This is a genomic window from Geodermatophilus sp. SMS 5-13 (assembly GCF_059428245.1).
The window spans coordinates 2,186,794-2,199,138 of record NZ_CP165729.1 but is presented as its reverse complement, the minus strand read 5'-3'; the positions used below and the strand labels follow the sequence as shown (position 1 = coordinate 2,199,138).

At 72.6% G+C, this 12,345-nt stretch carries 14 protein-coding genes; 8 read left to right on the top strand and 6 right to left on the bottom strand.

Annotation, left to right across the window (positions count from 1 at the left end; genetic code table 11):
- Positions 1-118 precede the first annotated feature (118 nt).
- From glnA to AB3388_RS10730, 3 genes are all read left to right on the top strand, one after another.
- Positions 119-1,552, top strand: a complete 1,434-nt coding sequence (glnA, locus tag AB3388_RS10740; RefSeq protein WP_495410758.1) for a type I glutamate--ammonia ligase — start codon at positions 119-121, stop codon at positions 1,550-1,552.
- Between the two features lie 189 nt (positions 1,553-1,741).
- Positions 1,742-2,371, top strand: coding sequence for a DUF2975 domain-containing protein (locus AB3388_RS10735; protein ID WP_495410757.1), 630 nt, complete (start codon positions 1,742-1,744; stop codon positions 2,369-2,371).
- Entirely contained in the window at positions 2,372-2,608 is a 237-nt protein-coding gene (locus AB3388_RS10730) for a helix-turn-helix domain-containing protein (RefSeq protein ID WP_495410756.1), read from the top strand.
- A gap of 26 nt (positions 2,609-2,634) precedes the next feature.
- On the opposite strand, the gene ligD is transcribed toward AB3388_RS10730, so the two are convergent.
- Complete coding sequence (gene ligD / locus AB3388_RS10725; protein ID WP_495410755.1) at positions 2,635-3,597, bottom strand: non-homologous end-joining DNA ligase; 963 nt, start codon at positions 3,595-3,597, stop codon at positions 2,635-2,637.
- 158 nt (positions 3,598-3,755) lie between these two features.
- Here ligD and AB3388_RS10720 point away from each other — a divergent pair, with 158 nt between their 5' ends.
- A complete protein-coding gene (locus AB3388_RS10720; protein WP_495410754.1) occupies positions 3,756-4,091 on the top strand; it encodes a PspC domain-containing protein in 336 nt (111 codons plus the stop codon).
- Positions 4,092-4,107: 16 nt separating this feature from the next.
- Here the strand turns inward: AB3388_RS10720 and AB3388_RS10715 are convergent, their stop codons facing one another.
- On the bottom strand, positions 4,108-4,662 hold the full coding sequence (locus AB3388_RS10715) for a hypothetical protein (protein ID WP_495410753.1): 555 nt from the start codon (positions 4,660-4,662) through the stop codon (positions 4,108-4,110).
- A gap of 379 nt (positions 4,663-5,041) precedes the next feature.
- Here AB3388_RS10715 and AB3388_RS10710 point away from each other — a divergent pair, with 379 nt between their 5' ends.
- Together AB3388_RS10710 and AB3388_RS10705 are read left to right on the top strand one after the other, a co-directional pair.
- Positions 5,042-5,509, top strand: coding sequence for a hypothetical protein (locus tag AB3388_RS10710; protein ID WP_495410752.1), 468 nt, complete (start codon positions 5,042-5,044; stop codon positions 5,507-5,509).
- Positions 5,510-5,755: 246 nt separating this feature from the next.
- Positions 5,756-7,096: a hypothetical protein gene (locus tag AB3388_RS10705; protein ID WP_495410751.1), complete on the top strand. Its 1,341-nt coding sequence runs from the start codon at positions 5,756-5,758 to the stop codon at positions 7,094-7,096.
- A gap of 19 nt (positions 7,097-7,115) precedes the next feature.
- Here AB3388_RS10705 and AB3388_RS10700 read toward each other — a convergent pair whose 3' ends face one another.
- The 3 genes from AB3388_RS10700 to AB3388_RS10690 all read right to left on the bottom strand — a co-directional run bounded on the left by AB3388_RS10700 (position 7,116) and on the right by AB3388_RS10690 (position 8,599).
- The gene (locus tag AB3388_RS10700) at positions 7,116-7,451 is read right to left on the bottom strand and encodes an STAS domain-containing protein (RefSeq protein WP_495410750.1); all 336 of its coding nucleotides are present in this window, start codon (positions 7,449-7,451) and stop codon (positions 7,116-7,118) included.
- A 71-nt stretch (positions 7,452-7,522) separates the two neighbouring features.
- Positions 7,523-8,293, bottom strand: coding sequence for an SCO4651 family lipoprotein (locus AB3388_RS10695; protein WP_495410749.1), 771 nt, complete (start codon positions 8,291-8,293; stop codon positions 7,523-7,525).
- A 60-nt stretch (positions 8,294-8,353) separates the two neighbouring features.
- The gene (locus tag AB3388_RS10690; RefSeq protein WP_495410748.1) at positions 8,354-8,599 is read right to left on the bottom strand and encodes a hypothetical protein; all 246 of its coding nucleotides are present in this window, start codon (positions 8,597-8,599) and stop codon (positions 8,354-8,356) included.
- Between the two features lie 145 nt (positions 8,600-8,744).
- Here AB3388_RS10690 and AB3388_RS10685 point away from each other — a divergent pair, with 145 nt between their 5' ends.
- The gene (locus AB3388_RS10685) at positions 8,745-9,212 is read left to right on the top strand and encodes a hypothetical protein (protein WP_495410747.1); all 468 of its coding nucleotides are present in this window, start codon (positions 8,745-8,747) and stop codon (positions 9,210-9,212) included.
- A gap of 176 nt (positions 9,213-9,388) precedes the next feature.
- Positions 9,389-11,092 (top strand): alpha/beta hydrolase, encoded by a 1,704-nt coding sequence (locus tag AB3388_RS10680; protein ID WP_495410746.1) that lies wholly within the window; start codon positions 9,389-9,391, stop codon positions 11,090-11,092.
- Between the two features lie 9 nt (positions 11,093-11,101).
- On the opposite strand, the gene AB3388_RS10675 is transcribed toward AB3388_RS10680, so the two are convergent.
- A complete protein-coding gene (locus tag AB3388_RS10675) occupies positions 11,102-12,280 on the bottom strand; it encodes a beta-propeller fold lactonase family protein (RefSeq protein ID WP_495410745.1) in 1,179 nt (392 codons plus the stop codon).
- Positions 12,281-12,345 lie beyond the last annotated feature (65 nt).

Below are 12,345 nucleotides of genomic sequence, written 5' to 3'. Positions count from 1 at the left end.
GGGGGCCACGGCGACACGCCGGGAACCCTTGTTACCGGCCTGAAACAACCGAGACACCGGAGGGCAACTCCGCGCTCGTAGCGTCGCCGTCGGCTGTCCGCCCACTCCCGGAGGATCGATGTTCACCAGTCCCGACGAGGTCGCCGCTTACATCCGCGACAACGACGTCGAGTTCGTCGACGTGCGTTTCTGCGACCTGCCCGGCGTCATGCAGCACTTCACCATCCCGGCATCGACGTTCGGCGAGGACGTGTTCAACGACGGCCTCGGCTTCGACGGCTCGTCGATCCGCGGGTTCCAGGCCATCAACGAGTCGGACATGCTGCTGCTGCCCGACGCGAACAGCGCCTACCTCGACCCGTTCCGCCAGCACAAGACGCTGAACGTCAACTTCTTCATCCACGACCCGATCACGCGGGAGGCCTACAGCCGCGACCCGCGCAACGTGGCGAAGAAGGCCGAGGCGTACCTCGCGGCGTCCGGCATCGCCGACACCGCGTACTTCGGCCCGGAGGCCGAGTTCTACATCTTCGACTCGATCCGGCACTCGACCGGGATCAACGAGGGCTACTACCACATCGACTCGGTCGAGGGTTCGTGGAACTCCGGCGCCGCGTCCGGCGCGGACGGCGGCCCGAACCTGGGCTACAAGACCCGGCCCAAGGGCGGCTACTTCCCGGTCGAGCCGTTCGACCACTACAGCGACCTGCGCTCGACGATGATGGTCAACCTCACCAACGCCGGCCTCGAGCTCGAGCGCGGGCACCACGAGGTGGGCACCGGCGGCCAGGCGGAGATCAACTACAAGTTCGACACGCTGCTGCGCGCGGCCGACAGCCTGATGCTGTTCAAGTACATCATCAAGAACACCGCCTGGGCGCACGGCAAGACCGTCACCTTCATGCCCAAGCCGCTGTTCGGCGACAACGGCTCCGGCATGCACTGCCACCAGAGCCTCTGGAAGGACGGCGAGCCGCTCTTCCACGCCGAGACCGGCTACGCGGGCCTGTCCGACACCGCCCGCCACTACATCGGCGGCCTGCTGGCCCACGCCCCGTCGCTGCTGGCCTTCACCAACCCGACGGTGAACAGCTACCACCGCCTGGTGCCGGGCTACGAGGCGCCGATCAACCTGGTCTACTCGGCCCGCAACCGCTCGGCCTGCTGCCGCATCCCGATCTCGGGCGACAACCCCAAGGCCAAGCGCATCGAGTTCCGCGTGCCCGACCCGTCGGCCAACCCCTACCTCGCCTTCTCGGCGATGATGATGGCCGGCCTCGACGGCATCAAGAACAAGATCGAGCCGCCGGCGCCGGTCGACAAGGACCTCTACGAGCTGCCGCCCGAGGAGGCCCTGGGCATCGAGAAGGTCCCGGCCTCGCTCGACGCCGTCCTCGACAACCTCGAGACCGACCACGAGTACCTGGTGGACGGCGGGGTGTTCACGCCCGACCTGATCGAGACGTGGATCGAGTACAAGCGGGAGCACGAGATCGACCCGATCCGCCTGCGCCCGCACCCGCACGAGTTCGCGATGTACTACGACATCTGAGTTCCGCTAGCTGCTGGCCTGCGGTTCCCCCGCAGGTCGGCGGCCGCAGTCCCCGACGAGTCCGCACTGGCAGCCACGGCTGCTCGTGCGAACTCGTCGCTGTCCGGCCCCGGTTGCCCAGGGACTTGGCTTATCGGAAAACGATGTTATCGTTCATCGATAACATCGTTTGTCGATCGGTGGTGCACGATGCCGGCTACGTCGACTCCCCGAACCGCCGTCACCTTCGCCTACGGGCTCGCCACCGTCCTCCTGGTCGGCGCGGTGGCCTTCGGCGTGCTGGTTCTCGTCTCGATGGGGGTGGGCATCGCCCGCGGCGGCGACTCGCTCCTCTACGGCGACACGCTGCGGGTGCCGATGCAGATCTCCACCGAGGACCTGGGGCCGCTCCCGCCCGCGCTGGTCCTGGACAACTGGGCCGACGTCACCGTCGAGGTCAGGGACCCCACGGTCGGGCAGATGCTCCTGCAGTCGGCGCGGGACGTCGGCCCGGTCGCACTGGTCATCGGCGGGCTGTGGCTCGTGCGCGGACTGCTGCAGTCGGTGGTGCGCAACGACCCCTTCGGTCCGCGGAACGTCCGCCGGCTGCGCAGCCTCGGCACCCTGCTGGTCGCCGGCGGACTCGTCGTCGAGCTGATCGACTACTCGCTGCGGACGGCGCTGTTCGACGACCTGCCACCCCTGCCGTCGGTCGACCTCGGCGTCGCCGGCTTCACCCTGCCGGGCGGCCTGCTCCTCGGTGGCCTGCTGGCCTTCGTGCTCGCCGCGGTCTTCGCCCACGGCGCGGAACTGCGGGACGACGTCGCGGGAACGATCTGAATGGCCCCGGAGCAGACCGAGCACCAGATCAGCGTGCACCTCGACCGGTTGCTGACCGAACGGGGCATGACCCTCACCGAACTCGCCGCGCGCGCGAACATCACCATCGCGAACCTGTCGATCCTCAAGAACGACCGCGCCCGCGCGATCCGGTTCTCCACCCTCACCACGCTGTGCGAGATCCTCGGCTGCCAGCCCGGTGACCTGCTCAGCTACGACGGGCGATCCGCGGACTGACAGCCACCACGCGCGGAACCGGCAGGTCACGCCGGCACCTCGCGGACCACCTCCGCCGGGTCCTTGTCGTCGCGCAGGCCGAGGAACCGCGGCTGGCGGAGCTGGCCATCGTCGGTCCACTCGGCGAAGCCGATCTGGGCGACCAGGCGCGGTTCCACCCAGCGCACTCCGCGGGGAGCCGGCAACCGGCCCGCGGCGAAGGCCGGGGAGTGGCGCTCCGCCGGGGCCAGCCGGTTCCGCAGCTCTCTGAGCGTCTCGGTGTCGAACCCGGTGCCGACCTTCCCGGCGTAGACCAGCTCGCCGCCGGCGTAGTAGCCGAGCAGCAGCGCACCGAAGCCCACCCGCGAGCGCTGCGGGTCGGTCCAGCCGCCGATCACGAACTCCTGCTCGTTCAGGCACTTGAACTTCAGCCAGTCCCGGGTCCGCCCGCTCAGGTACGGGGAGTCGGCACGCTTGGCGATCAGCCCCTCCCAGCCGTCCCGGCAGGCCTGCGCGTAGAGGGCCTCGCCGTCCCGCGCGTGGTGCTCGGTGAACCGCAGCGGGTCGCCGAAGCCGAGGCCGCGGGCCAGGAGCTCCTTGCGCTCCAGCAGCGGCCGCGACCGGACGTCCCGGCCGTCGGCGTAGAGCACGTCGAAGACGCAGTAGACGACCGGCACCTCCCGGAGCAGCTCCTCCGACGGGCGGACGAAGCCGAGCCGGTGCTGCAGCCGCTCGAACCGGGTCTGCTCCCCGTCGAACGCGACGATCTCGCCGTCCACCAGCAGGTCCCCGCGCCGCCGGCCGGCCAGCGCGCCCGCGACCTCCGGGAACGCCGTCGTGACCTCCTTCTGGTTCCGGCTCATCAGCCGCACCCCGGACGAGTCGGCGAACGCGAGACACCGCTCGCCGTCGAGCTTCCGCTCGAAGATCCACGCCGCGTCGGAGAACCGGTCGTGGGTCAGCGTGGCCAGCTCTGGCTCGACCCACGGGGGCAGCATGTCCACAGCCATCGGTGCACCTTCCGGCGTGCTCGGCACTGCGCTCCCCCGCATTGAACGGGCCGGGGGGGGCGAGGGGAACCAGGTCGCCGGCTCGGGCCCGAAGACCCGGTGGCGGCGGGGACCTTTCGCCGTGGTCCGCGGCTCGGGCGGGCGCGACTCTCGTCGGCATGACAGCCACGTCCCGCCCTGAGACCCCCTCCCCCGACGGCGCGTCGCAGGCCGCCCAGCCGACGCCACCGGCCCCGGAGGCCGTCGTCCCGCCGCGTCCGCACCTGCGCCGGAGCACCACCAACAAGGTCCTGGGCGGCGTCTGCGGCGGCCTGGCCGAGTACAGCGGCGTCGAGGCCCTGATCTGGCGGATCGGCTTCATCGCGCTGGCCCTCATCGGCGCCGGGATCCTCGTCTACCCGCTGCTGTGGATCCTCGTGCCGGCCGGCCCCGACGCCGCCGCTCCCCCCGGCATCCGGGACACGCTGCAGAACGGACGCCCCTCCGCCCGCTGACCACGGAGTCCCCCGGTCACGCCTCGTCGAGATCGGCGGTCACGGCGTCGAGCAGCCGGCGGTGCGCCTCCGCCAGAGCCGACAGCCGGCGGCGCAACCGGCGCACCTCGGCCTCGAGCGCCTCGACCCGACCGGACGACACCGGAGCGACTGCACCACGCCCGATCGTCCGCGGGAACGGCTCCGGTTCCGACGCGGTCACCGGCGGTGCCGGGCGGACGTCCGCCGCCGGACCGGGTGGGGACGGCGCCGGCTGGGACGGCGACGGCTGGGACGGCGACGGCTCGGACGGCGACGGCTCGGACGGCGACGGCTCGGACGGCGACGGCTCGGACGGCGACGGCTCGGACGGCGCCGTGGGGACCGCACCGCCCGACCGCTCCAGGTACCCGCGGGCGACGCTCACCGGGATGCGCCAGACCGTCCGCTGGCCCTGGAGCACCTGCTCGCCGGCGAGGTTGCCGGCCCGCAGCTGCGCGCGGATCGCCGCCGGGGTGACCTGGCGCAGCTGGGCCAGCTGCTCGACCGTGAGGAAGTCACCCTCCAGGCCGTCAGCCGGCGAATCGGTCATTTTGCGCAACCTCGCGTCCGTTCTTGCGCAACGCCTCGTCGCGCCTGCGAATCCTGCGCAACGCTACCCGGAAGGTGCCGACGTCGACACCAAACGTGACGACAGGGTTCGAAGAAGTCATCCCTACCGAAGTTGCGCAACTCAGGACAACAGGAACCGAAGTAGTTGCGCAACTCCGCTCTTTCGCAACTAGGGAGCGCTACCCCCGGAGACTCCGTGCCGCACGTGTGTCACTCGGGGGGTGTGCCCCCTGATTGGGACTGGAGGGACGAGACCCCCGAACTCCCGGGACGCACCCCGCGAGTCGCGCCGGTGGACCCCCGCGGACCGTGTGAGGATTTCGCCGGTTAATCACTCGCGTGTAACTCGAGGAGGTCTGGTGGCGACGAGCACCACGGCGCCCACCCGAGCCCGCCGTACCTCTCGTGAGCCGGGGTTCTACACCCGGGCCCAGGTGGAGGACGAGCTCGGACTGACGGCGACGGAGCTGGACACCTTCGAGCGGGCCGGCGTGCTCGGTGCCGAGCAGCGACGCCGTCGCGGCGACACCCGCCCGGTCCTCTACTCGACCAGCGATCTGGCCGTCGGCCGCTTCGCGATGGCCGCGCACCGGCTCGGCGTCCGCGGTGAGCAGCTACGCCGGCTCAGCGATGCGCTGCGGCTCAAGCGCAAGCGGCTGCAGCCGGGCTGGAGCGGCCTGGTCGTCATCGACGGGGACGGCGACGTCGAGCTGCTGAACGACCCCAGCGGGCTGGCGGACTACCTGCGCAGCTATCCGCTGCCGGACGCGTCGCTGCTCGTGATCACCCTGTCGGTGCCCGCCGTGGCCGCCGACGCCGCCGCGTGATCGTCCCGGTGTCGGGGAAAAGCGCAGTGACGATGCGTCCGCACACCGCTGGCGCGCCCTGCCGGAGCGGCGTCGTGAGCTGACCGCCCCCAGAAACGCAACGTGGCACCAGCCTGCCAGCTGATGCCACGCACACGCCCGACGACCTGCTAGAGCCTCCGGAGTAGACGCCACAAAGGCTAGCAAGGGTCCGCCGGGTCGACATGTTGTCTTGTTGCCTTCGGGACGCGTGGGTCCGCTGTTGCGGTGCCGCGCGCCCTGCGCTCGGAAAGCCGCCACACGATGACCCTTTCAACTCCCCCGCCACCGGGGGCCAGTGCGACGACCGCTGCCCGGCCGTCGCTCGTCTTCGAGGTCACCAAGACCATCGCCGCCTACACCACCGACGGGATCGCCCCCGGCGGTGGCCTGAAGGTGACCGTGATGCCCGAGGCCGCCCTGCAGCTGCAGAAGGCCCTCGGCGTCAAGCTGTTCTCGGCGCTGTTCACGCTGATCTGCATGGCCGGCGACGACGGCTATCGCCTCGTCGTCGACACCAACGCCTCGAAGCTCGCCGAGCAGCTCGGCTGCAGCCGGCAGAAGGCCGGCGAGATGGTCACCCAGCTGGAGCAGGCCGGTTTCCTCGACCGCCATCAGGCCCGCGGCGTCGGCGGCCGTGCCGACCGGTTCGGCCGCGGCCGGTACGTGCTCTGCCCGGAGCTCTACCGCGCGGTCGAACGCCGGCAGACCCTCACGCACAGTGACCGGCCGTTGGGTGATGCGCCCACCGTTGTCACGGAATCTGACACCGGTTCCCGGGCAGCCGATGTCACCGAAACCGACATCACGTCGACCGGTGTCAGCGGACCTGACATCAGGACCGGATCCGCAGGTCATACCGGTGGCAGCTTCTCCGACACCGGTGCGCGCAGTCACCGTCATGAGGATGAGATGAATGAAGATCATTCATCTCTCTCGACGCCCGACGCGCGGCTGACGCCGCCGCCGGTCGGGTCCCGGGGCGACGAGTCGGGTCCGGCCGCGGTCTCGGTGCCGGTCGTCGTCGCCGGCCTTCCGGCCTCCGACGTCATCGCGATGCTCGAGCAGTGGGGCGTGTTCGACGCCGAGTCCGTCGTCCGGACCGCCGACCCGGAGGTGCTCGAGGCCGCGCTGCGGGAGATCTCCACGCGGTTCGCCGAGATCAAGAGCCCCGGTGCCTACCTGCGCCGGCTGCTTGCCGCCGGCGGCCCGGCCGCACCGCGGAGCCGGCCGGTCGTCCCCGCCTCCCCGCCGCCGGCCCCGGTCGCTGCGGTGCCTGCCGCGCCTGCCGCCCCGTCCGTACCGGCAGCGCCTGCTGCGCCCGCCGTCCCGGCCGCGGACGTGCCGGTGTCGACCGGGCCGAGCCTGCCGGAGCTGACCGGCGAGCAGTTGGTCGCGGTGTACGCGCAGCTACCGGAGGAGGCGCGCGCCGAGGTCGACCGCACCCTCGGCCGGATGGCCCAGGTTGCCGGCCACGGGTGGTGCAACGTCCCGGGGCTGATCCGGCCGCGCCGGCTGTACCTGGTCGGCGTCCTCGAACGCCTCGGTCTGCTGGACGGTGTGCGCTGACCGGCTCCGACCGGGCCGGTCAGCTCTCGCGGACGAACATGGAGCTCAGCCCGATCAGCTCCAGGGTCTGGTCGAACCGGGCGGTGCCGCCCCGGATCAACGCGGGCCGGCCTTCCTCCGCGCAGTTCTTGGCCCACTGCACGAGGAAGGCCAGTCCGGTCGAGTCGATGTAGGTCATCGCGCCGACGTCGACCGCGATGATCGCCGACCGGTCGTCGTCGGACGAGTTCCGCCACCGGTCCATCGCCAGCGCATCGATCTCCCCCTGCATGTGCAGGACGACGCCGTCCTGCTCTGCCTTCACCTCGATGCTGCCGGCCGACAGGTCCGGCCCACCCCATGGCCAGGAATCCACGGCAACCACAGTGCAGCCCGCAGCGCCCGGCGACAAGTGCTTGCGCGGTCGGCGAGGGGGTGACGCGTCGCTCAGGCGGTGTCGACCTGGTCCGCCGGCGGGGCGCTGATGCTGACCGGCTCGTTGAAGTCACCCAGAGTCACCATCGTGGCGACGTCCTGGCCCTGGACGGTCAGCTCCTGACCGGCCTGCACCGGCCGGCCCTCGACGTCGACCCACAGCTGCACCGGGAGCCGCACCACGCCGGCGCTGAGCAGGTCCCGCCGGCCGGGGATGTCGTTCGGCAGCTGGAGGACGTCGACCGTCAGCCCGTAGTGGGTCGCCACCACGCCGGCCACCCGCTCCTCCCCCATCACCTCGACCGTCGCCGCCTCGGCGAACGCGGCGTACCGGTCCAGGTTGCTGGACTGGGTGAGCGACTCCAGCGACGCGGCGAGCCGCCGCACCGCCGGATTGCTGCTGGTCGAGGAGATGAGCAGCCACGGCTTGTCGGAGGGGTTGACCGCCTGCGGCAGCTGCACGTAGGTCTTCCCGTCGACCAGCACCACCCGGATGTCCCCGGCCCCGGGGATCGTCTGCGTGAGGTCCAGGGTCTCGGTGCGCCCGCTGTCGAGCGTCTCGTCGCCGCTGCCGGTGATCGTGGCGCCGGCGGCCGTGGCCTCCTGCTCGACGTGGGCGCTGCGCAGGTCCGCCGTGCCCTCCCGGAGGAACGCGGCCAGGGCGGGGCCGTCGGTCGGCATCGCCGCCCGGGCGACCTCGTCGAGCCACGCCGTCTGGTCGCACCCGACGAGGAGGGCCGCGGCCACGGCGAGCGCCGGGACGACGACCCGCGTCCTGGTCACCCGCGTGACCGTAACCGCAGGGCGGCCCGCCGCACTACCGGCACAGGCGCGGCACGGTCCTCAGGGTGTGGTGGTCCCGCTCTCCTGGCCGGTGCCGTCGCTCCCGTCCTCCGTGCCCCCGCCACCGGACTCGTCCTCGTCCGCGCGGCACACGATCGTGAGGTGGATGACGGTCCCGACGGCCACCGGGGTCCCCGGCGGTGGATCGAGCTTCTCCACCGCGCAGGTGTAGGTGCCCTCCCGGTCGTCGTACTCGTCGCCGGGGTTCGCGATCGGGGCGAGCACGCCGTCCTCGTCCGCGTACACGTCGTAGCTGAACGTCAGGCAGTCCCGGGCGAAACCGTTGTCGTCGCAGCCGTTGCGGAGCCGCTCCTCCCACTGCTGCTGCTGGTGCAGGTCGTCGCCCTGCCCGGGGAGGTCGTACGAGGTCGTCCCCGGCGGCGGATTCGGGTTGGACCGCGACCGGGAGGCCGAGGACGCCGAGGACGCCGAGGACGCCGAGGACGCCGTCGTCCGGGCCGCCGAGGAGCCGGACGAGGTCCGGGAGGAGGTGGATCCGGGCGAGGACCCGGACGACGAGGACCCGGACGAGGGCGACCCGGCCGATTCCGATGACGACGGCGAGGTCGCGGGCGACTGCCCGGTCGGCGACGCCGCCTCCGTCGAGGCAGCCTGCGTCGCGGTCTCCGACGCCGCCTCCGACGCCGCCTCCGTCGTTGCCGCCGATGTTGCCGCCGATGACGAGGTCGCCGCCTGCGACGCACAGCCGCACAGCGCCAGTCCGGACAGGAGGGCGACCGCCCGCCCGCCCGACCGCCGGCTCCGAACGTCCACGGTGCCCTCCTCCGACGGGTGTCGACAGCAGAAGAGGCGCGGGACCCGCCGACTGATACCGGGGGATGGTGCGCGGCCAGCGTAGAGGGAACGGGGTCGTTCCGGAGCCGACCGCGGCGGGACCAACGTCACCGGTGCCGATCGAGGTGATCGACCGCGGTCCGTCGGCCGCCTACGCTCTCCTTCCGAGCGCCGGCCCGCGCCCCGACGCCCGCACGACCCCGTGTTCCGACCCGCTCTCGGACCGCTGGTGGTGGGCAGATGACGACGCTGGACGAGGTCGAGGCGCCTGCGCCGGCGCCGGCCGGCACGCGGAAGCGGCCCGAGCGACGGTTGCAGCGGTGGCACTGGCGCTGGCGGTACACGCTGCCCGGCCTCTCCGGCGCGCTGGTGTTCGCCTGCCTGTCGCTGACGCCGTCCCTGCTGCCGCGCAGCGGGCTGGTGCAGGGCATCGTCTGCGGCATCACCGCGGCGATCGGCTACGGCGTCGGGGTGCTGGGCGCGTGGATCTGGCGGGCCTTCGCCGACCGGGAGGAGCATCCGCCCCGCCGCCGCACCTGGCAGGTGTTCGCCGTCGTCGCCCTCGTCGCGTTCGTCGTCGCCTCGGCGTTCGGGCGCTCCTGGCAGACGCGGATCCGGGATCTGATGGGGGTGCCGCCGGACGGGCTGAGCTCGCTGCTCGTCGTCCCCCTGGTGGCCGCGGTCGTGTTCGCGTTCCTGATCGCGGTGTCCCGGGCGCTGCGCTGGGTCTACCGGTGGCTGGCCAGCCGGCTCAACCGGTGGATAGGCGAGCGCGCGGCGCGGGCGGTCGGCTGGGCCGTCGTCGCCGTCACCGCGCTGCTGGTCGGCAACGGGGTCGTGCTCGACGGGCTGGTGTCGGCGGCGGACAGCACGTTCTCGCTGAGCAACGGGCGGACCGACCAGGAAGCCACCCGCCCCGAGGCGCCCGAGCGCTCCGGCAGTCCCACCTCGCTGATCTCCTGGACGTCGCTGGGCCGGGAGGGCCGCAACTTCACCGGCACCGGCCCGACCGCGGCCGAGATCGGCGAGTTCACCGGCGCCGCGGCGCAGGAGCCGATCCGGGCCTACGCCGGCCTGGACTCGGCCCCGACGTCCGAGCGGCGGGCCCGGCTCGCCGTCGACGACCTGCAGCGCGCGGGCGGGTTCGACCGCGCGACGCTGGTCGTGGTCACGAGCACCGGCTCCGGCTGGGTGGACCCCGGCGGGGTCGACTCGGTGGAGTACCTGACCGGCGGCGACGTCGCGACGGTCGCGATGCAGTACTCGTACCTGCCGTCGGTGCTGTCCTACCTGGTCGACCAGGACCGGGCGCGCGAGGCGGGCCGGGACCTCTTCGACGTCGTGTACGACCGCTGGTCGCGGCTGCCGCTCGCCGGCCGGCCGCGGCTGATCGTCGTCGGCGAGAGCCTGGGCTCCTTCGGCGCCGAGACCGCGTTCAGCGGCGAGTACGACCTGCGCAACCGGACCGGCGGCGCCATCTTCACCGGCCCGCCGAACTTCAACACCCTCTTCCGGGAGTTCGTCGACGGCCGCGACTCGGGCAGTCCCGAGGTGGCACCCGAGTACCGGGACGGGCGGACGGTCCGCTTCACCGACGACCCGGCCAGCGTCATCGGTCCGGTGGACTCGGCGTGGAGCGGGTCGCGGGTGCTCTACGTGATGCACTCCTCGGACCCCATCGTCTGGTGGAGCCCGCAACTGATCTACGCACGGCCGGACTGGCTGGAGCAGGACCCCGGTGACGACGTCCTCGGCGCGATGACGTGGATCCCGTTCGTGACCTTCTGGCAGGTCACCGCCGATCTGCCGTTCGCGTCGGGCGTGCCCTCCGGGCACGGGCACGTCTACACCCGCGACTACGTCGACGCCTGGGCGCAGGTGCTGCGGCCGGCCGGCTGGACCGAGGACGACGCCGCCCGGCTGCGGGACCTGATCGACCCCTGACCGGCGTCCTCACGACCCCGTCTCGAGCACCGCCACGGTGCCGTCGTGGAAGTTGGTCACGAGCGCGGTGCGGCCGTCCGGGGTCACCGCGACGCCGGTCGGGCTGGCACCGGAGGGCAGCCGGGCGGTGACCGCTGCGGCCGCCACGTCGACCACGGCGACGGTGCCGTCACCGCCGTTGGTGGCGTACAGGTGCCGGCCGTCCGGCGCGAAGGCGAGATCCTGGGGTCCGGCGCCGACGTCGGGCACGGTCGCGACGACGGCGGCGGTCGCCGGGTCGATCAGCGTGACGTCGTTGCTGAGGTAGTCGGCCACCGCCAGCCGCGTGCCGTCCGGTGACATCTCGACGCTGTGCGGGGCGTCGCCCACGGGGATGGCGGAGACGACCCGCCCCGCCGCCAGGTCGAGGACGCTCACCTCGTCGGAGAAGTGGTTGGCGACGTAGCCGGTGCGGCCGTCGCGGCTGAGCGTGATCCAGTGCGGGCTCGGGGGCGCCGGGATCCGGCCGACCAGCGTGCCCGCCGCCGGATCGAGGACCTCCACCGCGTCGCCGCCGTACAGCGCGACGTAGACCAGGCGGCCGTCCGGGCTGGGGGCGAGCGCGTACGGGCCGGGACCGGTAGGCACCCGGCCGACCACCGCGTCGGTGGCCGTGTCGACGACGGCCACGAGGTTGGTCGTGTAGTCGTCGGTGTAGACGCCGACGTAGGCCTGCCGGCCGTCTTGGGAGAACGCCAGCATCTGCGGCGGCCCCTCGGGGATCGGGATCTTGCCGGTGACGCGGCGGGTCCCGGTGTCCAGCCGGTACAGCGCGTCCTCCTCGGGGTCGACGACGTAGGCGAACCCGCCGTCGGGCGACACCGCGACCGCGTGCGGCGCCGTCCCCACGGCGATCGGCCGCCCCAGCGTCGGCGTGGCCGAGCTGGCCACCGGCGCCGTCGCCGCCGGGGACGCCGTCGCGGCCGGGGACGCCGTCGCGGCCGGGGACGCCGTCGCGTCGGGCGAGGGCTCCGCGCGCTGGGCGCCGGCGTCCGAGGTGCTCCCCCGGGCCTGCGGGGTGTCGTCGCCGTCCCACCAGAGCACGCCGGCGATGGTCGCGGCGGCGAGCACCGCGACGGCGATCAGCGCGAGGCGCAGCCGCCTCCGCCGGCGGCGGTGCTTTCCGTGGTGGGGGTGGAGGAGGTCCATCGACGCACCCGTTCACTGGGGGAAGCCGTGCCCCGCAGCGTCCTCCCCGCAGCGCCGTCGCGGAA

What these genes read in the sequence shown, in the direction of transcription:
- glnA (WP_495410758.1), top strand. Translation starts at nt 119, where the DNA reads ATGTTCACCAGTCCCGACGAGGTCGCCGCTTACATCCGCGACAACGAC.
- AB3388_RS10735 (WP_495410757.1), top strand. Translation starts at nt 1,742, where the DNA reads ATGCCGGCTACGTCGACTCCCCGAACCGCCGTCACCTTCGCCTACGGG.
- AB3388_RS10730 (WP_495410756.1), top strand. Translation starts at nt 2,372, where the DNA reads ATGGCCCCGGAGCAGACCGAGCACCAGATCAGCGTGCACCTCGACCGG.
- ligD (WP_495410755.1), bottom strand. Translation starts at nt 3,597, where the DNA reads ATGGCTGTGGACATGCTGCCCCCGTGGGTCGAGCCAGAGCTGGCCACG.
- AB3388_RS10720 (WP_495410754.1), top strand. Translation starts at nt 3,756, where the DNA reads ATGACAGCCACGTCCCGCCCTGAGACCCCCTCCCCCGACGGCGCGTCG.
- AB3388_RS10715 (WP_495410753.1), bottom strand. Translation starts at nt 4,662, where the DNA reads ATGACCGATTCGCCGGCTGACGGCCTGGAGGGTGACTTCCTCACGGTC.
- AB3388_RS10680 (WP_495410746.1), top strand. Translation starts at nt 9,389, where the DNA reads ATGACGACGCTGGACGAGGTCGAGGCGCCTGCGCCGGCGCCGGCCGGC.
- AB3388_RS10675 (WP_495410745.1), bottom strand. Translation starts at nt 12,280, where the DNA reads ATGGACCTCCTCCACCCCCACCACGGAAAGCACCGCCGCCGGCGGAGG.